This is a genomic window from Sphingopyxis sp. EU05-FHT14B03 (genome assembly GCF_058790875.1).
The window spans coordinates 63,167-85,924 of the sequence record NZ_JBYTDC010000006.1 but is presented as its reverse complement, the minus strand read 5'-3'; the positions used below and the strand labels follow the sequence as shown (position 1 = coordinate 85,924).

At 58.2% G+C, this 22,758-nt stretch carries 17 protein-coding genes and 4 pseudogenes; 11 read left to right on the top strand and 10 right to left on the bottom strand.

Annotated features, from left to right (window positions below):
- Positions 1–23 precede the first annotated feature (23 nt).
- The 4 genes and pseudogenes from tnpA to AC3WS4_RS24535 form a co-directional block, all read left to right on the top strand.
- Positions 24–467, top strand: coding sequence for an IS66-like element accessory protein TnpA (gene tnpA, locus AC3WS4_RS24550; protein ID WP_052208271.1), 444 nt, complete (start codon positions 24–26; stop codon positions 465–467).
- On the top strand, positions 464–820 hold the full coding sequence (gene tnpB / locus AC3WS4_RS24545; RefSeq protein WP_039575394.1) for an IS66 family insertion sequence element accessory protein TnpB: 357 nt from the start codon (positions 464–466) through the stop codon (positions 818–820). The genes tnpA and tnpB overlap by 4 nt, the downstream gene beginning before the upstream one ends.
- Before the next feature lie 31 nt (positions 821–851).
- Positions 852–2,369, top strand: coding sequence for an IS66 family transposase (gene tnpC, locus AC3WS4_RS24540; protein WP_039575396.1), 1,518 nt, complete (start codon positions 852–854; stop codon positions 2,367–2,369).
- 12 nt (positions 2,370–2,381) lie between these two features.
- Positions 2,382–2,654, top strand: a pseudogene (locus AC3WS4_RS24535) (integrase core domain-containing protein); the annotation flags it as partial.
- Between the two features lie 18 nt (positions 2,655–2,672).
- On the opposite strand, the gene AC3WS4_RS24530 reads toward AC3WS4_RS24535, so the two are convergent.
- The 7 genes from AC3WS4_RS24530 to AC3WS4_RS24500 form a co-directional block, all read right to left on the bottom strand.
- The gene (locus tag AC3WS4_RS24530) at positions 2,673–3,284 is read right to left on the bottom strand and encodes an ABC-type transport auxiliary lipoprotein family protein (protein ID WP_081997347.1); all 612 of its coding nucleotides are present in this window, start codon (positions 3,282–3,284) and stop codon (positions 2,673–2,675) included.
- Positions 3,281–4,189 (bottom strand): MlaD family protein, encoded by a 909-nt coding sequence (locus tag AC3WS4_RS24525; protein ID WP_039575405.1) that lies wholly within the window; start codon positions 4,187–4,189, stop codon positions 3,281–3,283. Before AC3WS4_RS24525 ends, AC3WS4_RS24530 begins: the two co-directional genes overlap by 4 nt.
- Positions 4,189–4,956, bottom strand: coding sequence for an ABC transporter ATP-binding protein (locus AC3WS4_RS24520; RefSeq protein WP_039575408.1), 768 nt, complete (start codon positions 4,954–4,956; stop codon positions 4,189–4,191). The genes AC3WS4_RS24525 and AC3WS4_RS24520 overlap by 1 nt, the downstream gene beginning before the upstream one ends.
- Positions 4,953–6,053 (bottom strand): MlaE family ABC transporter permease, encoded by a 1,101-nt coding sequence (locus tag AC3WS4_RS24515; RefSeq protein ID WP_039575411.1) that lies wholly within the window; start codon positions 6,051–6,053, stop codon positions 4,953–4,955. The genes AC3WS4_RS24520 and AC3WS4_RS24515 overlap by 4 nt, the downstream gene beginning before the upstream one ends.
- Positions 6,054–6,408: 355 nt before the next feature.
- Positions 6,409–7,872, bottom strand: coding sequence for an efflux transporter outer membrane subunit (locus AC3WS4_RS24510; RefSeq protein WP_492740780.1), 1,464 nt, complete (start codon positions 7,870–7,872; stop codon positions 6,409–6,411).
- Between the two features lie 7 nt (positions 7,873–7,879).
- Positions 7,880–9,451 carry an MDR family MFS transporter gene (locus AC3WS4_RS24505; protein ID WP_148309124.1) on the bottom strand — a complete coding sequence of 524 codons (1,572 nt, stop codon included), beginning with the start codon at positions 9,449–9,451 and terminating at the stop codon, positions 7,880–7,882.
- On the bottom strand, positions 9,448–10,575 hold the full coding sequence (locus AC3WS4_RS24500) for an HlyD family secretion protein (protein WP_039581006.1): 1,128 nt from the start codon (positions 10,573–10,575) through the stop codon (positions 9,448–9,450). Before AC3WS4_RS24500 ends, AC3WS4_RS24505 begins: the two co-directional genes overlap by 4 nt.
- A 131-nt stretch (positions 10,576–10,706) precedes the next feature.
- Here AC3WS4_RS24500 and AC3WS4_RS24495 point away from each other — a divergent pair, with 131 nt between their 5' ends.
- The 4 genes from AC3WS4_RS24495 to AC3WS4_RS24480 all read left to right on the top strand — a co-directional run bounded on the left by AC3WS4_RS24495 (position 10,707) and on the right by AC3WS4_RS24480 (position 14,606).
- Complete coding sequence (locus AC3WS4_RS24495; RefSeq protein WP_052208277.1) at positions 10,707–11,195, top strand: MarR family winged helix-turn-helix transcriptional regulator; 489 nt, start codon at positions 10,707–10,709, stop codon at positions 11,193–11,195.
- A 5-nt stretch (positions 11,196–11,200) separates the two neighbouring features.
- Positions 11,201–12,790, top strand: a complete 1,590-nt coding sequence (locus tag AC3WS4_RS24490) for an ABC1 kinase family protein (protein ID WP_039575416.1) — start codon at positions 11,201–11,203, stop codon at positions 12,788–12,790.
- A 64-nt stretch (positions 12,791–12,854) separates the two neighbouring features.
- Positions 12,855–13,625 carry an NUDIX hydrolase gene (locus AC3WS4_RS24485; protein WP_039581010.1) on the top strand — a complete coding sequence of 257 codons (771 nt, stop codon included), beginning with the start codon at positions 12,855–12,857 and terminating at the stop codon, positions 13,623–13,625.
- A gap of 220 nt (positions 13,626–13,845) precedes the next feature.
- Positions 13,846–14,606, top strand: a protein-coding gene (locus AC3WS4_RS24480; protein ID WP_148309125.1) for an IS5 family transposase whose coding sequence is annotated in 2 segments (ribosomal slippage) — positions 13,846–14,170 and positions 14,170–14,606 — 762 coding nt in all. Because the reading frame shifts where the segments join, the coding sequence is not laid out codon by codon here.
- Between the two features lie 101 nt (positions 14,607–14,707).
- On the opposite strand, the gene AC3WS4_RS24475 is transcribed toward AC3WS4_RS24480, so the two are convergent.
- Positions 14,708–14,944, bottom strand: coding sequence for a hypothetical protein (locus AC3WS4_RS24475; protein ID WP_310311254.1), 237 nt, complete (start codon positions 14,942–14,944; stop codon positions 14,708–14,710).
- Between AC3WS4_RS24475 and AC3WS4_RS24470 the strand changes: the two are divergent.
- Positions 14,849–15,106, top strand: a pseudogene (locus AC3WS4_RS24470) (transposase); the annotation flags it as partial. The gene AC3WS4_RS24475 and the pseudogene AC3WS4_RS24470 sit on opposite strands and share 96 nt — an antisense overlap.
- A 413-nt stretch (positions 15,107–15,519) precedes the next feature.
- Here AC3WS4_RS24470 and AC3WS4_RS24465 read toward each other — a convergent pair.
- Positions 15,520–16,842, bottom strand: coding sequence for an Ivy family c-type lysozyme inhibitor (locus AC3WS4_RS24465; protein WP_039575466.1), 1,323 nt, complete (start codon positions 16,840–16,842; stop codon positions 15,520–15,522).
- A 687-nt stretch (positions 16,843–17,529) separates the two neighbouring features.
- Here AC3WS4_RS24465 and AC3WS4_RS24460 point away from each other — a divergent pair.
- Positions 17,530–20,466, top strand: coding sequence for a TonB-dependent receptor (locus tag AC3WS4_RS24460; RefSeq protein WP_039575467.1), 2,937 nt, complete (start codon positions 17,530–17,532; stop codon positions 20,464–20,466).
- Positions 20,467–20,712: 246 nt separating this feature from the next.
- On the opposite strand, the pseudogene AC3WS4_RS24455 reads toward AC3WS4_RS24460, so the two are convergent.
- Positions 20,713–21,078 (bottom strand): annotated as a pseudogene (locus AC3WS4_RS24455) (integrase core domain-containing protein); the annotation flags it as partial.
- A 153-nt stretch (positions 21,079–21,231) separates the two neighbouring features.
- Here AC3WS4_RS24455 and AC3WS4_RS24450 point away from each other — a divergent pair.
- Positions 21,232–22,540 (top strand): annotated as a pseudogene (locus AC3WS4_RS24450) (IS110 family RNA-guided transposase).
- Positions 22,541–22,758 lie beyond the last annotated feature (218 nt).

Below are 22,758 nucleotides of genomic sequence, written 5' to 3'. Positions count from 1 at the left end.
TCAGGCTGGAGGATGCTGATGCTATGATGATGACATGTGATGATGCTGGCACCAGCGTGGTTCGGCGTTTTGAGGTTTTCACAGGTGCGGGCCAGCGTCGGGAGTGGTCGCCTGAGGTAAAGGCGTCGATCGTCGCGGAGAGCTATTCGGGTCAGGAGACGGCCTGCGCGGTGGCGCGCCGTCATGGGCTTGCTCCGTCGCAACTATTCGCTTGGCGCCGGGATCTGCGCAAGAAGCTGGAGGACCAAGGGCTGACGCTTCCAGCGACGCCTGCGTTCGTGCCGGCGGTGATCGAACCGCTCCCTTCGGGTGATCCAGCCCCTGTCGCCAGGCGCGGCCGTCGCCGTCGGCGTCCCACAGTCAGTGCTGTCGAGCTGGAGATTGACGGCGTGGCGGTGAAGATCGGACGCGGGGCCGATGCGGCTGTGATCGCAGCGGTGATTGAAGCACTCAAGGCAACGCGATGATCGGACCTGGCGCTGGCGCGCGCGTGATGGTGGCGACGCGTCCGGTGGATTTTCGCAAGGGACCTGACGCCCTGGCCGCGCTGGTCGGCGCCGAGTATGGCGGCGACCCATATTCAGGCGTGATCTACGTGTTCCGGGCAAAGCGTGCTGACCGGATCAAGCTGGTCTGGTGGGACGGCACTGGCCTGTGCCTGATGGCCAAGAAGCTGGAGTCCGGCGGCTTCCGGTGGCCGGGCATCCAGGACGGCGTGATGCGTGTGACCTCAGCGCAACTCGGCGCGCTTCTGGAGGGTCTGGATTGGCGCCGGGTGCATGGCGGGCGCCGCCCGCAGGCCCCGCAGATTGCCTGTTGACGGGGCGTTCCCAGACTGATTCACTGCTCCCATGCTCATGGAAGCGGACCTGCCGGACGATGTTGACGCGTTACGCGCGCTCGTCCTCGAACAGGCCCGCAAGCTCGAGAGTGCCGACGCGGAAGCCGAACGCCTGAGGGCGATCATCGAGGCTTTTCGGCGTCATCGGTTCGGCCGCCGTTCCGAGCAGCTCGATCAGGATCAGTTGCAGCTGGGCCTTGAGGATGCCGAGACGGCGCTCGCGGAAGCCGAGGCCGCCAGCGAAGCGAAGGCCGGACGGCCTCGCAGTGATCCTGTGCGCAAGACCAACCGCGGTTCGCTGCCCGCGCATCTCGAGCGGATCGAACAGATCGTTGACGTCGAGAGCAATGCTTGCCCCTGCTGCGGCGGCGCCCTCCACCAGATCGGCGAGGATGTCGCCGAGCGCCTCGATGTGGTGCCGACCACCTTCCGCGTCGTGGTCACCCGGCGGCCGCGTTATGGCTGCCGTTCGTGCGAGAGCGCGATCGTGCAGGCGCCGGCGCCGGCGCGGATCATTGAGGGCGGCATTCCGACCGAGGCACTGATCGCCCAGGTGCTGGTATCCAAGTATGCCGATCACCTGCCGCTTTACCGGCAGGCCCAGATATACGCCCGGCAGGGCATCCGGCTCGACCGATCCACTTTGGCCGACTGGGTCGGGCGAGCGGCCTGGTATCTGCGCCCCTTGCGTGACCACATTCTCGACGAGCTACGACGATCCGAGCGGCTGTTCGCCGACGAGACGACCGCCCCGGTGCTCGATCCCGGACGCGGGCGGACCAAGACCGGCCAGCTCTGGGCCTATGCCCGCGACGACCGACCATGGGGCGGCTGCGATCCGCCGATCGTCGCCTATGTCTATGCGCCAGATCGCAAGGCCGAGCGTCCCCAGTTCCATCTTGGTGATTTTGCGGGCATCCTACAGGTCGATGGCTATGGCGGCTACGCCGCGCTCGCCCGGCGGCGCCAGCAGATCAGGCTCGCTTTCTGCTGGGCGCATGTGCGTCGCAAATTCTACGAACTGGCTGATACATCCCCGGTCGCTACCGAGGTGCTGCGCCGCATCGCCTTGCTTTACGCCATCGAGGACGATGTGCGCGGCCTCTCGGCCGAGCAGCGTCGTGCCGCTCGGGCCGGACGCAGCCGCGTCATCATCGACGATCTTCACCAATATCTTGCCGCCCGTGGCCGCCAGGTCAGCGCCAAGAGCAAGCTCGGCGAAGCGATCCGCTACGCACTCACCCGCTGGGACGGCCTCTCACGCTTCATCGATGACGGTCGCATCGACCTCGACTCCAATACCGTCGAACGATCGATCAGGCCGCTGGCTCGCAATCGCAAAAATGCCCTGTTTGCCGGTTCCGACGAGGGCGGCGACAACTGGGCGGTGATCGCCACGCTCATCGAATGTTGCAAGCTCAGCACCATCAACCCCCACCAATGGCTGACCGAAACCCTCACCAGCCTCGCCAACGGTTATCCCGCCAACAGCGTCGGTGATCTCATGCCATGGACCGTCGTAGCCTGAAAACACCGGTTACGCCTCACCAAACCCTATCACCCATGGACCAACGGTCAGGCCGAAAGGATGGTGCGCACCATCAAGGAGGCCACCGTCAAATCTTTCCATTACACGTCGATCAACGAGCTGCGCCGCCATGTCCGCGACTGGTTGGTCGCTTACAACTTTGCCAAGCAGTTGAAGGCACTGCGCTTCAAGACACCCTATGAGGCCATCGAAGAACTCTGGAAATCCAAGCCGGATATCTTCAATATGGAGCCACACCATCACATGCTGGGACTAAACACCTAAGTTTCCATTGGCTACCCGCTAATTGATCACCGCAGCCGTCCAACTCGCGATTTTGTCGGCCATTTCAAGGCTCGCGCGATCAAAGGCTTCGACGATACTCGAAACGCTGTTTGCGCTTGCTGTCCTATCAAGGACGATGCGCGTGACTGCCAGTGGTTCCGATTCTTTGGATCGGCTTAGTTCCACTTGCGCGGCGATGCGAATGATCGGGGCCGCGTCGGGCCCCTGCTCGTAATAGGCTGCAAAAGAAGAAAGCCGTGCGGATAGGACGTAATGATCGGAAGCCACGCTCTGGACAGGGATATATGCGTGATCGATTTTGCGCGCTACGCTTCCGGCAATAGCCTCGCGGATCATCTCGGGCGCAGGCCTCATCCACCGTGCTTTGGCCAGATACGTGACTTCGCGATTCTCGATCGTGAGGATCCTGTCTCCATCGGCCCCAGGCGGAAGCGTCGGTCGCGTAATATACACCGGAATCCACTGTCGTGCAATTTCACGCTCCGGTACGGGCGTGCTGCTGATCCGGTACAACGTCGATTTGCCGCCAGTTCCCAGAATATTCCCGCAACCAGAAAGGCAAATTAGCGCGCCCGTCAGCAAAAACATTCTTGCAGAGATCGTTTTCATTGGGAGAGCTTCCTTTCACGAGGGGTCCGTCGTAGCTGGCCGGCGAGCTGCTCGATTTCCTGCGCCGCGCTATCGAGCGATTTCAAAGTTGCAGCAATCCCGGAGCCGTCGGGCGCCGCCAATCCACTCGCGGCGTCATCAAGCCTGTGAATGACCACCCTCGCCTCGGCGATCCCCTCTCGAAGATCTCGAGCAGCTGCCGAGACATCGGCAAACGTCTTGCGACCGTCGCCATCGATCGCCGTGCGCGCCGATGCGGCCGCGGCCTCGATATCGGCCGCCGCCCGGTCCAGGCGTGCAAACGCTTGTTCAGCCTTGCTGAACATTCCGCGACTAGATCGCAATTCCGCCGTGGTAGCTCTTACATCCGCAATAGCAGCCGAAACATTTTCGATATTCTCGTCGGACAAGGTCCGGTTGACCCTTTCCAGGGCCTGCGAAGCGTCCGCCAACAATGCGCCACCTCCATCCATCAGGGATTGTAGCGAACTTTTTTCCGCCTTAATCACTGGGAGCGTTTCCTTGGAAACCTCCTTCAACAACGGCTTAGAGGGCGTCCCCGCACTGATCTGGATGTAGCTTCCGCCGGTTATGCCTTGCGACTCCGTCGCGGCGGTAGAATCGACGCGCACAGGCGTATCCTCGCGCAGGCGCACCCCTGCAAGCACCCTGTTTGGATTTCTGGGATCAAGACTAATACGCGTGATTTCTCCCACCGGAATTCCGTTGAACTGCACCTCGCCTCCCTCACTAAGACCGCGGACGGGACCATCGAAAATGATCCGATACTCGTCGAAATTACGGGCGAATTGGGATTGACCGAGCCAGAGGATGAAGCCGAAAGCCGCCGCTAGCAGAGCCAGCGTCAGGCCCCCAATCAGACCGTAGTTCGCGTCGCGTTCCATTAACGGTTCCTTTCCTTGGCGCGCTCCGCCCGCCCTCCCAAAAACGCCCTGATCCAAGGATGGTCAGACCTCTCAAGTTCCGCGATTGGCGAAACCTCGACAATTTTCTGATCCGCAACCACGGCCACGCGGTCGCTGATGGAATACAGGCTGTCGAGATCATGGGTCACCATCACGACAGTAAGCCCCAGCGTGTCGCTCAGCGTCCGTATCAGCTGGTCAAATTCGGCGGCGGCGATCGGGTCGAGGCCCGAAGTGGGTTCGTCAAGGAACAGCAATTCTGGATCGAGCGCCAAGGCCCTCGCTACGCTTACACGTTTTCGCATTCCGCCTGAAAGTTCAGCGGGCATTTGCCGGCCCACCTCGGCATCGAGTCCGACAAGGCCGATTTTCATCAGAGCCACGGCCTCGAGCCACGGCTCTCTAAGACGGGTATGTTCGATGAGAGGAGCCTCGACATTTTCTTGCACACTAAGAGAAGAAAAAAGCGCGCCATTTTGAAACATGACGCCAATTCGGTGATCAATTTCCGTACGATCAAAGCGACTCCCAATTTTTTTCTGAAAGATTTCGATTGTCCCATGGCTAGGCGCAATCAGGCCCAAAATGGTGTTCATCAGGACGGATTTTCCACTACCGGACCCTCCGACGACACCAAGAATCTCGCCACGATGGACTTCTAGGTTCAAATCCTGGTGGATAATGTGATCGCCAAATCGGGTTTTAAGATTCTCCACCCGAATAACGATGTCCGGATCGCAAATCATATTTCGAGCACGTTGAAGAGAATTGCAAAGGCGGCATCCAGAAGGATGATTGCGAATAGCGCTTGGACAACGGCGACGGTCACCCGCCCGCCCAGATCCTCAACATCTCCGCGTACCGAAAGGCCGTGGCGACATCCGGCAAGCGCAATCACAATGGCCAGCACCGGTACTTTTGCCATTCCAACCCAGAAGTGTCGGATATCGACCGCAGCCGAGAGTCGTTCGGCGAAATATGTCGGGCTCACGTCGAGTATGCCCCAGCTGACGACAAGCCCGCCGGCCAAACCAGCCAGCATGGCAACAATCGCCAGGAGGGGCATAATTACAAGCAATGCCAATACGCGTGGCACAACCAGCGCGTCGAACAGGTCGATGCCCATCACCTTCATTGCCTGCGTCTCTTGATTCATTCGCATTGCGCCGATCTGGGCCGCGAAAGTGGAAGCGGACCGACCGGCAAGTAGTATCGCGGGAATGAGGACGCCGAACTCGCGGAGGACGGATATGCCAACCAGTTCGACGACCAGTTCCGATGCACCCAATGTCTTGAGCAGATCGCTTCCTATGAGAGCCACCACTGCGCCGATAAAGAATGTCATGATCGCTATGAGTGGCAGCGCATCGAAGCCGGCCTTCTGAATTGACGACGCCAGTGCGATCAATCGCATCCTTTTGGGATGTGCAAGAGATTTCATGAGCGCCACCTCAAGTTGGCCGAGAAATCGAGCGCTTGCGCCGATTTCCTGGACAGCTCGATAAACTTTTTGGCCAAGACGCACGTGAAATGGGGGAGTTTTGATTGGCGGGACATCGCGGTCGGCCATGGCCGAGCCCACCAGCGCGAACAGATCAGCAAGATTGGCGGGCAGGTCTGCGGTAAATGCCGCATTGGGTGCGAGAGTCAGGATGGCGAGCGCGCCTGCGCTGTCTATCCTTCCCAGGTTTCCGAAGTCGCTTGAGAAGGAGAGGTTCGAGGGACTCAGAACATGCCCGGAAAGGCCTGCGATCGACATCGCTGTCCAGTCACCTTCAACGACCAACGTTGAAATGCCATCTCCTTCGCGAACGAAGATGTTCGGTGCTGTGCGCGCATTCATCGCAGCAAGTCTCCAACCGGTGTCGGGAGAGCGGATCGACCGTGGCAACTCCCTCTCCCATAACCCGTCATCGAGCGGATCATGCCAGCAAGCGGGACCACTGACCCCACACATTTAACCATGCCGATCCACACATCGCGCCTTGCCTCAATGGCATTATGTAAACGTCACCGTAGCGTTATATCAGGTCGCTTGCAAGGAGTATGCTGCGCACAAATCGGCCGACAGATCGTTTGAATAAGCACAGGATACTCTTGCTAAGGTTAGATAAAATTGTCAGTTGAAATCCCTATGAGATTCTTTCTGAACCGATATCGCACCTTAGAGTTCATATTAACGACACTCGTAGGTGACATTAAATCTTTGCTTGCACTTGCCATCCCAGGCCGAGTGATTTTTGCAGGGCGATCCATGACAGCGTGAGCGCCGCCTTTCCCCGGACGAGGTCGGTTGCCGCCTGCTGCTGTTTGCGAAGCGTGCGATTTAGGTCGGCGCGCGAGATCACTCCGCCGGCAAATCGTTGTCGATCAAGATCGGCTGCGCCATCTGCCTGGGACTTGATCTGCGCGAACGCCACCAGGGCAGAGCGCTGCTGGCTAAAGCGCGACAACGCGCGCTCGGCGTCCTGAAGTGCAGAAAGCACCGTCTTTCGATAGTTGGCAACTGCCTCGGCACGGACGGCGCTCGCCTGATCGACCGAGGCATCGACCCTTCCGAAATCGAGGAAGTTCCACTGCAACTGTGGAATGGCGAGAATTGACGGATTGCTCACATCAAAGAGATCGTCTGGCGACGTTCCGCCAAGTCCCAAGATTCCCATGAATGACAGCTTCGGAAATCGTGCAGCCTCCACAACACCGATCCGAGCCGTTGCTGCCGCCAGGCTGCGTTCGGCCGCGCGGATGTCGGGCCGACGTGCGACAAGGTTGGAGGGGTCGCCCACGGCGACCTGTTCCGGCGGGAGGGGAACATCGAAGATCTGTTTCAGCGCTTCGTCCGTTGTCCCTGGGATCTGTCCAGCTAGAATGGCAAGCGCATCGAGCAATACCGCCGTGTCAGCTTCGGCCTCGGCGAGCTGAGACTTGAGCAGCTCGAGCTCGGCATTTGCATTGCCGAGAGGGAACAGGGGCAACACGCCTTGCTGATACCGTTGATAGGTTAGCGAGAGGGTTTGCTGCTGCAACTCGCACTCGGTTCGGTACGCTTTGGCTCGAAACTGGGCCTCGCGCAGGTTGACATAGGCATTGGCAACTTCGGCGGTCAGCTGGACCTTGGCATCCTCCACATTGGCAACCGCTGCCGCGGCCTGAGCGTTGCCGGCCTCGATCCGTCGCTGCGTTCCTCCTGCGAAATCCAGCTCCCAGTTAGCGTTGAGCCCGAGATTGTAGACACTGAGGCTATCATCCGCCTGTCCCTGCGGACTAACAGGCGCGCTCGCCGAAGGCGGGGCACTGTTCTGAATATCAAGGCCCGGCAAGCGGCCCTGAATAGCCGTCGCCTGGGTTCCAAGCGTCGGAAATCTTCCGGCCTTCTCCTGTCTCACGGATGCCCGCGCCTGCGCAATCCGCGCTTGCGCAGCCTGAAGCGAAGGATTGTCCGATAACGCAGCCTCGATAAGCCTGGTCAATTCCGGATCGTTCAAAAGGAGCCACCACTCTGCCAGCTCGGGCTCGGTATCGATGATGTTACCGCCGGCACGGACAAAGCCGTCATTTCGGTTCGCCGAGAATACTTCTGGAGGCCCGGCGTAGTCTGGGCCCGCAACACAACCGGCCAGCAGAAACGAGGCGAGAAGCGATATTACAGATTTTCTTATCATGTCAGGCTCAGTGCATCGAAAGGGAAACATTCTTGGGAAGCGGCTTCAAAAAGATGACCAAAGGAACGGTCATCAAGGTCAGGACGCCCATCACCAAGAATACATCATTGTAGGTCATTACGAACGCGTCCCGCTGGATGGTCCGGCCTAGCATCGACATGGCACCCTCCATCCCGCCGAAGCTTTTCGCGAGTTCATCAAGATAAATCTGGAGTGAAGCACTGTTGGCATTCAGCGTCTCTTCCATGCGCCGGCTATGGTGCCAGATCCGCTTGTCCTGAAACGAAGCCAGTCCGGCCAAAGCGAAAGATCCTCCGAGATTTCGAGCGGCGTTAAAAATACCGGAGGCATCGCCAGCATCTGTCTTTGCCACCGAGGCTACGGTAGCCTGGTTCAGGAACATCATGGCCAGAATCATGCCAACACCCCGAATAAGCTGGCTTTCGATGAATACGGCGCCCCCAGATTCCGCGGTGAGGCTTATGCTGACGAAACAGCTGGCCGCCATCAGAAGCATTCCGACACCGACGGCAATGCGAATGTGGAGTCTGCGGATCATGAAGGGCAGGATCGGCATAAGCACAAAAGCCGGAATACCCATCCAAAATATAACGAGCCCGGTTTGAAAAGCGTTATAATCGGATATGATCGCAAGAAATTGGGGAATGACGTAGGTCGAACCATACATGACCATTCCCAGGGCGAGAGCCATCACCGCAACGCTTCCGAATTGGCGATTGAGAAGGAGGCGGAGTTTCAGGACGGGCTTCGACGCGTTCAGCTGCCCGTATATGAGTGAAGCGAAACCGATAACGGCAATGAGTGCCAGCCAGCGAATAAGAGCGGATTCAAACCATTCCTCGCGATGCCCCTCCTCAAGCAACACAGTCAAAGCGCCCAACCCCAGAATCAGGCCGGCAATGCCCGCCCAATCAGCATCGGTCAGATACTCCCACTTCGGCTCTTCGTGAGGAAGCCCGACGAATAGCAGCAGCAGCAGTACGGCGCAGATTGGAACATTGACAAAGAAGGCATAGTGCCAGCTCAAATTTTCGGTCAGCCAGCCACCGATCAGCGGCCCCATGACCGGACCCAGAATCACTGTCATGCCGAACAGCGCCATGCCGATCGGCTGTTGATGGGGCGGCAATCTTTTCGCCACGATGGTCATCGCAGTTGGTATCAGCGCACCACCCATGAAACCCTGACCCGTGCGACCGATGATCATGGTCGTGAGGTCGGTCGCCATACCGCAAAGAATTGAGAAGCCGGTGAACGCGGAAACCGCAATGATGAGCAGGTTTCGCAGTCCAAAAAGGCGTTCAAGCCAGGCGCTAAGCGGAATTACCACAATTTCGGCAACGAGAAATGCGGTGGCAATCCAAGTGCCCTCGGTGCCGCTGGCTCCGATTTCGCCCTGGATCACCGGAAGCGCGGAATTGACGATAGAGATATCGAGTGTTGCGAGCATGGCGCCAAGTGCACCCGCTGCGACCGCTATCCACGCGGTGATATCGGCATTCCGCCTTTCTGCAGTCGGAGTACCAGAGGCGCTGTTCGATGCCAACTCGGCGGTCATTTGTCGGTACTCGAGATCTCTTTCAGCTCTCCGGCAGCGTTTCGCGTGTCGACAACTGCCACAACCGACATGCCCGGGACGAGCAGACGACGCACTTTGGGCGAGGCTATTATCGCGATACGAACCGTTATCCGCTGAACAATCTTGGTGAAATTCCCTGTGGCGTTTTCGGGCGGCAGGATCGAAAATTCTGCTCCGGTTCCGGGCGAGATGCTCTCAACGCGTCCAGCAATCTCAAAGTCGGGAAGAGCATCGACCTCGAGCCTGACCGGTTGCCCCGCCCGCAAAAGGCCGACCTGCGTCTCCTTGAAATTAGCGATGACGTAGATTTCGTTTACCGGAACCACGGTCATCAATCGCTGACCGGGCTGAACGAATTGGCCGACCCTTACTGTTAGATCGCCAACGCGACCTCCCTTGCTGGCTCGCAGCAGAGTCGATGTGACATCTAGGTCGGCCGCTTCCAGCTGCGCGCGAGCCGCGTCAGCTTGGGCTTCGGTCTGGTCGATCTGTTTGAACAAGGTGGCCCTCCGACCGTTGGCAGCAGAGACTGCTGCCTGGGCAGCAACAAAGTCGGCGTGCGCTTGCTGCGCCTGTGTCTCATATTGTTGAAGCTTTTCTCGCGGCTCCGCACCGGTCGCGGCAAGGGGGCGATACCTCGCTAGCTGCTCATTGGCGAGGTCGAGCGCCGCGCGCTTGGCGGCGAGTTGGGCCCGCGCCTGCCGAATCGATGAGTCCTGTTCGGTTACTTGCGAGCGGATTGTGTCGGCGCCGGCCAGCGTCGCCGCAATTTGCGCACGCGCCTGTTGCGCCTGGGCTCTATAATCTCGCACATCCAGTTGCACGAGCGCCTCGCCGGGACTGACCCGCCCGTTCTCAGAGACGAGCACCGCGTCCACGTATCCGGCCACTTTTGATGAAACCACAACGCTGTCGGCCGCGACATAGGCGTTGTCGGTCGACTGCATGTACTGCCCATAGGTGACATGCCTGTAATACCACCCACCACCTGCAATCAGCGCAGCAGTGATGGCTATGATGAGGATGAGGCGAAATTTGGGTTGCGATTTCAGGCTGGATGCGGGCGCGCGATCCTGTTCCCGCTCATTTGGTTCGTCGGTCATCTGCCTCTTTCGAAGGATTTTGGACATGTGCTAAGTCGCTTCATGGCGTGGCGTAGACCGTTCCATCCGGTTAGTAAAATCGTTTAGTAATTTGCGTTTTGGCATTCCCACGAAACGGACTAGGCAGCGGTATGAACGCAAATCTCGACACAATGCCGCCACGGCTTCGCGAAGGCGCCCTCACCGACGACGACCGTATGCTATATTTGATGGACGAGATTAGTCGGGGGGCGAGGCGCGCTTATGACGCACGGATTGCCAAGATTGGCCTCAATCAGACGCAGTGGCGCATCATCGGACAACTTCTCCGCGAACCATCGTTGACGCAGGCCGGAATTGCCAAGCGACTAGAGTTGGAATCCGCCACGATCGGTCAAGCCGTCGCTGGCCTTTGTGGGAAAGGATTGATGGAAAGGCGACGAGCCAAAACGGACGGCCGGGCATGGCAGCTCATCCTGACCCAGGAGCTCGACAGGTTGTTGCCCCAACTGAGAGAATCCGCGGACGGGCTGCATAGGGTCCTATGGCGGAACGCCACGCGCGACGAAAAACGGACGTTGCTGGACATTCTTGTGCGGATTGCGTCGAATCTCGATCAGAGCCGGACCGATGCGGAATAGGACATATGCCTGGGTTCCGAGATAAACCGATAGGAGACATCGCACGCGCCGCCGAGATAGGACAGATTCTTGTCCGGCACGGCGCCAAAAGCCTGGCGGGCGCTCTCGGAGTCATTCCGCATCCGGCCAAGTCAATCGATCCAGGTGAATTGCGGCCGGCGGCGGTCGTCGCACTCCTGCGCGACATTGGTCCGGTCGGAATAAAGCTTGGACAGCTGCTGGCGACGCGCAGCGATCTGTTTTCCAGGTCCTGGATTGCTGCCTTCGCGACGCTCCACGATCAGGTTTCTCCGGTGCCATTCGAAGAAATCGAGCCCATCCTTGCCGCAAGCTGGGGAGCTGACTGGCGAGGGGAATTCACCCAATTCGATGAACAACCACTGGCTTCGGCTTCGGTAGCGCAGACCTACTCTGCTTCGCTGCTCGACGGCGCCGACGTTATCATAAAGGTGCGGCGTCCGGGCACTGCTGCGCGAATGGAGGCCGATGTGCGGCTCCTGACGCGCCTCGCCGCCGTTGCCGAGGATCGATCCCCTGAAATCGCCCGCTATCGCCCCGTAGAGTTCCTGCGAACCTTTGGCAGAAATCTTGCCTGGGAAATGGATCTGGCAGCAGAAGCTCGTGCATGCGAGCGTATCGGTGGCTATCTTGATACGCTTGGGATCAAGACTCCAACAATTCATTGGGAACTGACGGGGATACGGGTCAACGTCCAGGAGCGGCTGTATGGAACGCCCGCGTCTGCGATCGAGGCCGAATCGACCGACCCACGCGTGGCGGCGTTCGCGAGACAATATGCGAATGCAGTCCTGCGCATGATCATTCTGAATGGCGAATTTCATGGCGATCCGCATCCAGGCAATGTTTTCCTTATCGGGGAACAGGATGTGGGCTTTATCGACTTCGGATCGGTCGGCACTCTCACAAAGGCGAGGCGCGAGGAACTGGTACGACTTGTCATGGCTATAGCCGACGAAGACACAGCAGACGTCGCGAACGTGTTGCTCGAATGGGCTGGAGATCCGAAAGTTGACCGTGATGGGCTCACCCAGAATTTGGACCAGCTGATCGGTGAGTTCAGGGGAACGGTCCTTTCGGGGATTGAGTTCTCGCATATTTTCAGCCGCGTGTTCGATCTCCTGCGAGACTATCAGCTCGCACTTCCGCCTGATCTGGCGATCCTTCTTCGAACATTGCTCACGGCGGAAGGGTTTGCGCGTTCCTTTGCGCCTGACTATAATATCGGGGAGGAAACACGCCCCATCATGTTGGAGCTGTTCGCAGAAAGATTCTCCCTTGGCAGGAATCGCGCCAATTTAAAAAAAGTTCGCCGACAACTCCTCGCCCTAGCGGCGATCATGCCTGACCTTCTCGATAACGCCGCCGCTATAGCCAAGTCCGGGCATGTGCCTGTCCAGATTGATCCGGCAAGTTTTGAGAAGCTCGCAGCCATTCGCCGCGCGAGCCAGCCTGTCAAAGGTCCTGTGGCGGCCGCACTTATCGTCTCCGCGGCGCTGCTTGCGAATCAATCCTGGGTGCTTGCAAGTGTTGCAGTGGCTCTTGCCGGGTTGGTTCTTCTGCGCAAATGGCGATAAGATCGTTGCTCAGCTTGAACGGGCCAGCGTCCAATATCAGGCCAACTGAGAACTGGAGTTTATGATGACACTGCAGAAGCCAGTCGATCCGGTCCCCGCAGCCACCATGCTGTTGCTTCGCGACGAGCCGGAGTTCCAGGTGCTGATGGTCATGCGGCATCACCAGATCGATTTTGCATCCGGCGCGCTGGTCTTTCCCGGTGGAAAGCCTTCTGCTGCCGATGAAGCGCCTGAATGGGCCGATTATTGCAGGGGCTGGAAAACGCTAGATCCTACGCAGCGCACCCTTCGGATTGCCGCGATTCGTGAAGCCTTTGAGGAAGCAGGCATCCTGCTGGCCGATCATCGCGACGGTAGCGAGTTCGAGGATATTTGCGATCTTGAAAGCCGCAAAGCCGTCGAGCGAGGCGAGCGCGAATTTTTCGACATTGTGCGCGAGGCCGATGTGCAACTGCGCCTTGATCGCCTGAGCGAGTTCGCGCGGTGGATCACGCCCAGCTTTATGCAAAAGCGCTTCGACACTCATTTCTTCGTCGTTCGCGCCCCAGAGCGCCAGATCGCAGCATGTGATGGATATGAAACCGTTGATGCGGAATGGCTTTCGCCAAGCAAAGCCCTGAAACTGGGTGTCAGCGGTGAACGAACGATCATCTTTCCCACGCGATTGAACCTGCAACTGCTAGCCGAAGCTGCGAGCGCAGACGATTGCGTCGCGCGGGCCAAGGCTCGCGAAATCGTGCCGGTCCTTCCAGAAGTCATCCAGCGAGACGGCAAGAACATCCTCACTATCCCCGCCGACGTGGGATACGGCACAGCCTTCGAAGTTATCAGCTGAGATAGAAGCAAGCAAGCGGGCGCAAACTCTTACGATCCGTAGCCGGGTAACTGGGGGAATGGCTTGTTTTATCCCAGTATTTCTTGTCGCATAGTCTAAAATTTCTTCACCATAGACATATGTTTCAGAAGGATATTATTCACTTGCTCTTGCCTTAGGGTCAGGACCCATTGATTTGCGCTGATGGCTGTGATTCAGGCGGCTGCGAAGGAGCCTGAATTTGAGCGATTTATTCTGGCTGACGGACGAGCAGATGGCTCGGCTTCAGCCCTATTTTCCCAAGAGCCATGGCCGCGAGCGCGTTGATGATCGGCGCGTTTTGAGCGGGATCATCTTCGTCAACCGCAATGGGCTGAGGTGGCGCGATGCGCCGAGGGAATACGGCCCGGCGAAGACGCTCTACAATCGCTGGAAGCGGTGGAGCGACAAAGGCATCTTCATCCGCATGATGGAAGGCCTGGCGACACCTCAGGCTCCCGAGCGCAAGACGATCATGATCGACGCGACCTATCTTAAAGCGCACCGCACGGCGTCGAGCCTGCGGGTAAAAAAGGGGGTCCAGGACGCCTGATCGGCCGGACGAAAGGCGGCATGAACACCAAGCTTCATGCCGTGAGTGATGCGAATGGTCGTCCAATCAGCTTCTTCCTGACCGCCGGACCGGTCAGCGACTACACTGGCGCGGCCGCTTTGCTCGACAGTCTGCCCAACGCGCAATGGATGCTGGCCGACCGAGGCTATGATGCCGACTGGTTCCGCGACGCCCTGCAGGAGAAGGGTATCACGCCCTGCATCCCGGGCCGAAAAATCCGGAACACGACCGTAAAGTACGACAAACGCCGCTACAAACGCCGTAACCGCATCGAGATCATGTTCGGCCGCCTCAAAGACTGGAGGCGGGTCGCAACACGCTACGATCGCTGCCCGAAGGCCTTCTTCTCCGCCGTCGCACTCGCCGCAACCGTCATCTTCTGGCTCTGATCAATGAGTCATCGTGTAATTGCGGCTGCTTCCCTCGGACCTTGGTTGAGGCGCACACTTCTGGTTGTCGAATCCTGAAGGAAGGAAGCAGCCATGAAGCACTATGCCGGATTGGACCTGTCGATGGAATCCACGCAGGTCTGCATCGTTGATGACAATGGTCGGAAGGTCGTGTCGGAGAAAGTGGAGAGCTCTCCGGAGGCGATCGCCATGATGCTGGAGCGATACGGTCCAATCGAGCGGGCGGTGATCGAAACGGGCCGCATGGCATCTCGAAGCAGGGAGACCGATATCTGCGCCGACTGCTCGTCGTCGGCGCCACCGCCGTCATGCGCCACATCAAGGATAAGCCAACGCCCATGGCCGACTGGATCAGGAAACTCTCGGAGAAAAAGCCGTTCAGGGTCGTCTCCGTGGCGCTTGCCAACAAGTTGGCCCGGATCGCCTGGGTCGTGCTGACCCGGAAGGAAGCCTATGGGCCCTATCAACTGACGACCTAACAGAATACCGAACAACCGAATTGGCAGTGGCAGTCAATGATGAGTAACGATCGAGCCAATGGTGAAACCAACCCGTCTGATTCAATGCGCTTCAACCGCGCGCCAACTTGATTAGGGACCTCACCGGCGGATTTCCATCAAGGCCAGCGGCACTCAAAACGCCGCACAAACAGGCCGGACATATGAAAGCAACCGATCAAAGCCATCGCGACCACAAAGCCCTTGCCATAGGGGGCGTCCACATATGAATCAGAAAACCGCCCAAAAAAGAATCCCCTTTGAATCAGCCAAATGTCATCCCGCTCTAACTCCTCGCCCAGCCAATGATATCTACGGCGGAAAACTCTAACCGCAACTGGTCCAGAATTCAGGTGGCAGAGCACCTGAAATGGAGGCGGCGCCGTTCTTACAGGTCAGAGCCGCACGCATCCCCGCAGGGTATCGCGCAGCACTGCAATTGAATTGCTGAGCGAGGCTTCGCCTTCCAGCCGCCCGTTGATACGTAGCATCACCGTCCCGCTTTGCTGCATGAGCAGGGGAACAAGTTGCGTACCCGTCACGCCGCCGATCCATTGAGTGCCGTTCGCATTGGCGCGCTGAACGGATATGCTAACGAGCCGACCGGAGAAGTTCCACGTCATCGTCATCGCATTGTCGGCGGAGGGCTTGTTGAGCAGCATCGCCATGTAGGGCTTTCCGCCTTCACAATAGAGACTGAGGGCTTCGATGTTGGGCGATGCCGCGGCGCTCACATAAGCCATGGGCGCGCGACCTTGCACCGGTACAACTTCCCAGGGTGTACCGGGAAGCGGCACTGCCGTTTCGGGCGGGCTTTTGTCCAACAGCGTCTTGATTTCCGGCGCAATCGGCAGCCTAACGCCCGAAGCAGACGGATAAACTGTTAGCTTGCCGCGCTCCCAAAGGCCCACCTGCACCGCACGGCGCGCCGGGTCTATTATTATATAGGCCTGCTCCACACCGCCCTGATGCTGCGCATTGCCGGAAAGATAGTAATAGTTCCCAGCCCGCTGCAATGGCGAGACGGCTGAGAGATTGGTCCGCAGCGCAGCCATCTTCGGCCCCATCCGGGCCTTCAATGCCGCAGCCAAGGTACCCTTATCGAACAGGTCGATATTGTCCTTGGCGTAGCTTCCCGGATATTTGCCGACGAGGCTGGCGAGATTGGTCCATTCCGCTGGAATGCCTTGCACGGCCACCGCCGGCTCAGGCCGTGGCGGCAGTGGCGTGCCAGCAAGAGCGCTGCCCTGGCAGAGCGTGAACGGGCCGCCACCCGTGAAGGCCGCATGGAAAGAAGCCGGGCGTTGGCCGCGCGGCAGATCGGATTCAAAGCGGATGACACCGCGCTTCTCGTCGTCGTTCACATACATGAGAACCCGACCAAAATCATTGCTGCTAACTGGAAAGGGAAAAAATACTGCCATGATGCCGTCATAGCTCTGGCCCATGAAGGTGAGAGCATATTCCACCCGAGGGGGCTTTATTTCCCGACCATTGGCGCGGAACGTCATGCCCTTTTCATCGATGGTTACGCGCGGTTCCTTTGAGCAGTCGCCGCGCGGGGCGTAGCTGCCAAAGATATGGTCGACGCCCTGATCCTTGAAGCTGGATAGTGGTAGCGCCTGCGCACTTGCGGCAGCAATCGTGGCAATCGCACAAGCGGCAAGACCTACACCCGAAAGGCGGATTGTGGACGGCATGTGAAATGGCAATGTCATGTCGAATCCCCATCGAAGTGGTGACGGTTTTCGCGCGCACATGGCTCAGTCACGAGGTAAATTGGTGCGCCGGTCGCCTTGATCCTATTTGGCCAACAGGATAGCTGACTTAAGGGATGGTTTGGTTCTGGTCATGGATGCCCCCACGTGAAAGCCCTGCCCGGCAGGGACCGTGACGTGGTTAATACGATCTTGATGACTCTAAAATGAACGGGAAGGAATAGGTGAACTGACCTGACCCCCTGGTTTCCACCAGCCGGGATCAGAGCCCGGCCTTTTGCACTGCTATCCAACTTTCGACCACGCGGGTCATGCGCTCCGGATCGGGCATGCCGTACCGCAGCCGCATCCAAAAGTCGTCGGCGCGCGCTCGACCGCGCCAAGGCTGAAGCGCTGACAGCAAGCATCGGATGTATAAACTGATATCTTCGGATCTGAGATGGCACACCTCCCACCGCCCCGAGCAAAATAATAAAGTGCCATAATAAAGTTCTTTACCAAATGCCGAAAAACTGCTCATCTTCCAGCCGAGCGGCGAGAATCTTTTCCTCTCCGGAAATCTCCTTCTGGCCACTCCTCAAACTCGGGGCAGCTCGGCGAGCTGCCCCATTTTTGAACATCGACAATCGGGGACAAGGACGGGTTCGCGCAAGAAACGAAAAAATCGAGACAGGGAGAGATAGGGTGATGAATAAGAAAGCCTATTGGTTGGCAAGCGCCGTCGTGATGGCGTTGCCACAGGTCTCAAATGCTCAGGAAGTCATAGCCGAAGAGCCAGATGGCGGTGACAATGTCATCGTCGTGACAGCGCAACGTCAGGCGCAAAGCTTGCAAGACGTACCGATCGCTGTCAGCGCATTCAGCGCTGAGGCGCTTGAAAGCCAGCAGATCGAAAATGCCTCGGATCTACAGCTGACGCTGCCCAATGTATCTTTCTCGAAAGGCAATTTCACCTCAGCTTCATTCACTATTCGCGGCGTTGGCGACCTGTGCGTCGGCGTCACCTGCGATGCTGCGACCGCAATCCATGTCAATGGATCCCCCTTGTTCGGAACACGCCTGTTCGAGACCGAATATTTCGATCTGGAAAGGATTGAAGTCCTTCGCGGACCTCAAGGCACCCTGTTCGGCCGGAATGCGACCTCCGGGGTCGTGAATGTTGTGACCGCGAAACCCAAACTCTCCCGTTTCGAGGCTGAAGCGCAATTCGAGTATGGCAATTTCAACAGCATCGAAGCGCGTGGCATGGTCAACGTCCCGATCGGGGATATGATCGGCGTGAGGCTGGCGGGCATATATGTGAACCGCGACGGTTATACGACGAATCTCTATGATGGATCGGACATCGACGCTCGGGACCTCTATGCGTTGCGAGGCTCCCTTCGTTTCGAACCCGGTCCTGATACGACGATCGATCTCATGGGCTATTATTTCCGGGAAAAGGACACGCGCCTCAGAAACCAGAAACAAACGTGCCAACGCGATCCATTGGGCGTGCTCGGATGCCTGAACAATCGACGTGATTTCGATACCACGAACGCAAATTCAACGGTCGGTGCGACGCTCAGTTCATCCGAGTTCTTCGCCATTCAGGGCATTCCCGCCGTGCTCGGCCTCGGCAGCCTTTATGGCCCTGATGGGTTTTCCGGGTTTCAGGAGCCTGGCGATGTGCGTGTCGTCAACACGGCCTATACCCCTTTCTATTTTGCCGAAGAGCTACAGGTGCAGGCGCGCCTTGAGCAAAAATTCGGCGCGATGACCCTGACGGCCACCGGCATTTATCAGGATACTGAAGTCGATTCCAGGCAGGACTATTTTCTTGGAATTCAAAGCCGTGCCGGTTTCGCCCCGGCGCTCAATACGTTGGACTTTTTTGCGGCTAACGGATTACCGACAGGTCTTGCTCCGCCGGCGCCAGCCTTCATTCCCGGCTCTTCGGCCTATTTTTCGCCGATTGCCGGCGCTCTAATCCCGGACGGTCCGCAGGGCGTGCTGTGCACGTCGGATAATGATGATGGAAGCAGAGGCGCTTTCGAAGGGAACTCGCTGTGTTCCGAAACGCCGCTTTCTTTCGATCGATCTTCGGAACAACGCGAATCGTGGAGCGGAGAGCTCATCCTCACGAGTGACTTCGACGGGCCGTTCAATTTCCTGTTGGGCGGAATTTATGCGAAATCGAAAACCACCGACAATAGCTATTATGTGAACTCGTTTGCGCTCGATTACGCCAGTGCCGTATTGGGTTCATTCGGCTCCTTGTCGGGCGGCCTTCCGCCATCCTATTTCGCGACGTCGATGTATCGGAACAACTCGCTGGAATCGAATCTAGAGAGCTATGGCATTTTCGGCGAGGTCTATTTCGATCTAAGCGACCGGCTGACGTTGACCGGGGGGCTGCGTTACAACAATGACAAGAAGGATGTGACGGCGCGTACGACGCTGATCAGTTTCCTGAACCCTTATGCCAATGATGGAGATCCGTTCGATACCCCGATAACGCCCCTCACCGGGCCGTCTGGGCTTTTCGATGCCGACCCGGGGACGCCGGGCCAACAGCTCGCCCAGTTTCGCGAAGTAAGCTTCGACGAAATTACCGGACGAGCAGTTCTGGCCTTCGAGGTTACGCCGGACAATTCACTCTATGCATCTTATTCTAGGGGTTACAAATCCGGCGGGATCAATCCTCCGCTTTCTCCGATTTTCGCCGTCAGCGAGAGTTTCGGCTCTGAATCGATCGATGCCTTCGAGATCGGCTCCAAGAACGTCTTCGCAAACGGCGCGTTGCAACTCAATGCCACCGCATTTTACTACAAATATAGTGGACTGCAGCTCAGCCGCATCGTGGCAAGAACGTCCGTGAATGACACGGTTGACGCCAATATCTGGGGTGTCGAACTGGAGTCTGTCATCAGGCCGGACCCGAACTGGCTTATCAATCTGTCCTTCAGCTATCTCAATGCCAAGGTCGCCGGCGATCAATTCTTCTCCAATCCGCGTGATCCGGGCGGCGGGGATCCTGATGCCGTGATTATCAAGGACATCAGCAATGGTGCGCACTGCGCTGTCACGGGACCTGCGCCTGGCGTTGCTGATGCGTTCGTTGCGGGCGTAAATGCGGCTCTCGGCCTTCGCGCACCGCAGGAATTTCCTTCGGACGGCAATATCGCCTCCAGCGGCGCGTTCGGCATTTGCGGTGTCCTCGCGAGCGCTATCCCTGCGAACAGCGGGATCCAGGTATTGAGTCCTGGCGTCGAGGTTAACATCAAGGGCAACACATTGCCGCAAGCGCCGAATGTCAAGGTCTCGATGGGCGTGCAGTACACGGCAGAGGTCGGGAATGGTATGACACTCGTCCCCCGCGTCGACATTTCCATGACCGGAAAGCAATATGGCAATATCTTCAACGGCAGGATTAATCGCATCCAACCTTTCGTACAGGCTAATGCAGTTTTGCAGTTGAATGGTGCCGACGAGCGCTGGTTTGTCCGGGGGTTCGTTCAGAATATCTTCGATAGCAACTCAGTTACCGGACTTTATGTCACCGATGCATCTTCCGGTAATTTTACAAATATCTACACGCTTGATCCGCGGCGTTATGGTGTCGCGATCGGCGCAAAATTCTAATGATTTAGCTGTCCCAATCGATCGGGAAAAATTATACCGCATGAAAATCGCGGCGTCGGAGGGCCAGTAGCAGGCCCTCCGACGCCGATTTCATGCGCCAATTGCAGTCTTGGGCGAGGAATTGGTGTGAGATACGTCCGGCGTGCGCACTGCGGAAACTTGCGTCTCGCGCGAGCGATATGGGAGGCACATTGGCTCCTGCCCCTCGAATCTGACCGGCCCCCACCGAGTGGTCCGCGTGGACTGTTAGGTGTTTAGTCCCAGCATGTGATGGTGTGGTTTCATATTGAAGATATCTGGCTTGGATTTCCGGAGCTCTTCGATGGCCTCGTAGGTTGTCTTGAAGCGCAGAGCCTTCAACTGCTTGGCGAAGTTGTAAGCGACGAGCCAGTCGCGGACATGGCGGCGCAGTTCATTGATCGACGTGTAACGGAAGGATTTGACGGTGGCCTCCTTGATGGTGCGCACCATCCGTTCGGCCTGGCCGTTGGTCCATGGGTGATAGGGCTTGGTGAGGCGATGCTCGATGCCGTTCTGCTCGCAGACACGGCCGAAGATATGGCCGATCCATCCCAGTGGGCCGCCTTGGTCCCGCTGCACGAACTGTACGCCGTAGCACATTGGGAAGCGGCCTATCGAAGGGCCACAATGCCTTGATGGAGACAAGGGCGCGTAGCGCCCGCCGGCTTCATCAAGGCAGCCATGATCGGCCAGCAGGTCTCTAAAGAGAAGTTGTCGACACAACCCTTTGGAGGCTGACCGATCATGACCAAGCGTAATTCTACTCCACCCGATGCCGTGCTGGTAGCGATCGATATGGCGAAGCACCGCCAGGAGATTCTCCTTGAGCGACCGGAAGGCGGCCGCCGTCGCCGTATGACCGTGATGGCGACGAAGGCGGACTATGACCGGCTCGCGGACGAGCTGACCGCAATCGGCCGGCCCGTCATCGTCGGATTCGAAGCGACCGGCAACTATCACCGCACGCTGGCGCATCGATTACTGACCGCCGGCTTCGAGCTGCGCCTGATTTCCTCGGTTGCTTTGGCCCGGACCCGAGAAGCCCTGCACAATGGCTGGGACAAGAATGATTCCAAGGACGCGCAGGAGATCCTGCATATGCTGCGGATCGGCGCGACCCAGCGCTATGTCGATCCGCTGGCCGCGGGCATCAACGATCTGCAGGAGATGTCGAAGACACACGAAGCCATTTCCAAGGCGAAGACCCAGACATGGTACCGGATTCTGACGCATTATCTGCCGCTGTATTTTCCGGAGATCGAGCGCTTCGCGGGGAACAGCCGATCAGATTGGTTCCTGGCAATGATCGAGCGCTTTCCGACTCCGGGCAGCATCGCCTCGATCGGGCGCGAGGATTTCACCGAACAGGTCTGGCCGCTGATCGGTCGCAAGGTTTCCAAGGCCCGGGTGGTCAACGACATTTACGAGACGGCCTGCGCGTCGATGGCGCTGCCGATCGACGAAGATTCCACCGCCGTCAAAATGTTCCGCATGGTCATCGCTCAGGCACGCACCCTTATTCGGCAGCGCAACGAGATCGAGCGGATCGCCCATGATGCGCTGGCCGCGAACCGCGACTATCAACTCCTGCGCATGATCCCGGGGATCGGCCCGATCAATGCCCTGACGATCCTGGCGGAAGCCGGCGACCTGCGCCGTTTCGGCCACCATCGCCAGTTTCTAAAGTTCTGCGGCCTCGATCTCGCCACCCGACAGTCAGGCCTGTTCCGCGGACGAACCAAGCTGTCGAAGTACGGCAGCGCCCGATTGCGACGCACCTTCTGGATGGCGACCCAGGTTGCGATCCGGCAGCCCAACAACAGCTTCCGCGACAAGCTCGGGCGCTATGTTGCCGGGCATGCCGACGATCCTGATCGACGCCGCAAGGCGATGACCGCTCTCACCGCCAAGATGGCCCGCGTCGTGCACGCCGTCATCAAGACGGGAACCGAGTACCGTCCGTTCGTTGAACGGGCGGACACCAGATGGAAGGACCCCTCTCTGCTGTGCCGTGAGGGCGTGCCAAGATCTCTTGGCGCGACCCTGTAGATAATGTTTGGGCCTTCCATCTGGCATGCGCATCTCATCTTAAGGACGGTGAGGACCACGACCTCGACAATCGATGGATCCTGTGTTTGCTATGGCCGAGAGTGCTTTCCTTGACGATGGAAGCCATCTGGATCATAAAATCACCAGCGCCGATCACCCTCGGCGCAACGAGATCTGCTGGCCTTTTTCCGCTACGCCTTCCTAACATAGGACGTTATCTGT

Coding starts and splice junctions, on each gene's coding strand:
- AC3WS4_RS24495 (WP_052208277.1), top strand. CDS start 10,707: ATGAACGCAAATCTCGACACAATGCCGCCACGGCTTCGCGAAGGCGCC.
- AC3WS4_RS24490 (WP_039575416.1), top strand. CDS start 11,201: ATGCCTGGGTTCCGAGATAAACCGATAGGAGACATCGCACGCGCCGCC.
- AC3WS4_RS24530 (WP_081997347.1), bottom strand. CDS start 3,284: ATGAAAACGATCTCTGCAAGAATGTTTTTGCTGACGGGCGCGCTAATT.
- AC3WS4_RS24460 (WP_039575467.1), top strand. CDS start 17,530: ATGAATAAGAAAGCCTATTGGTTGGCAAGCGCCGTCGTGATGGCGTTG.
- tnpB (WP_039575394.1), top strand. CDS start 464: ATGATCGGACCTGGCGCTGGCGCGCGCGTGATGGTGGCGACGCGTCCG.
- AC3WS4_RS24485 (WP_039581010.1), top strand. CDS start 12,855: ATGACACTGCAGAAGCCAGTCGATCCGGTCCCCGCAGCCACCATGCTG.
- AC3WS4_RS24520 (WP_039575408.1), bottom strand. CDS start 4,956: ATGATTTGCGATCCGGACATCGTTATTCGGGTGGAGAATCTTAAAACC.
- AC3WS4_RS24465 (WP_039575466.1), bottom strand. CDS start 16,842: ATGACATTGCCATTTCACATGCCGTCCACAATCCGCCTTTCGGGTGTA.
- tnpA (WP_052208271.1), top strand. CDS start 24: ATGATGATGACATGTGATGATGCTGGCACCAGCGTGGTTCGGCGTTTT.
- AC3WS4_RS24500 (WP_039581006.1), bottom strand. CDS start 10,575: ATGACCGACGAACCAAATGAGCGGGAACAGGATCGCGCGCCCGCATCC.
- tnpC (WP_039575396.1), top strand. CDS start 852: ATGCTCATGGAAGCGGACCTGCCGGACGATGTTGACGCGTTACGCGCG.
- AC3WS4_RS24525 (WP_039575405.1), bottom strand. CDS start 4,189: ATGGAACGCGACGCGAACTACGGTCTGATTGGGGGCCTGACGCTGGCT.
- AC3WS4_RS24515 (WP_039575411.1), bottom strand. CDS start 6,053: ATGAATGCGCGCACAGCACCGAACATCTTCGTTCGCGAAGGAGATGGC.
- AC3WS4_RS24510 (WP_492740780.1), bottom strand. CDS start 7,872: ATGATAAGAAAATCTGTAATATCGCTTCTCGCCTCGTTTCTGCTGGCC.
- AC3WS4_RS24505 (WP_148309124.1), bottom strand. CDS start 9,451: ATGACCGCCGAGTTGGCATCGAACAGCGCCTCTGGTACTCCGACTGCA.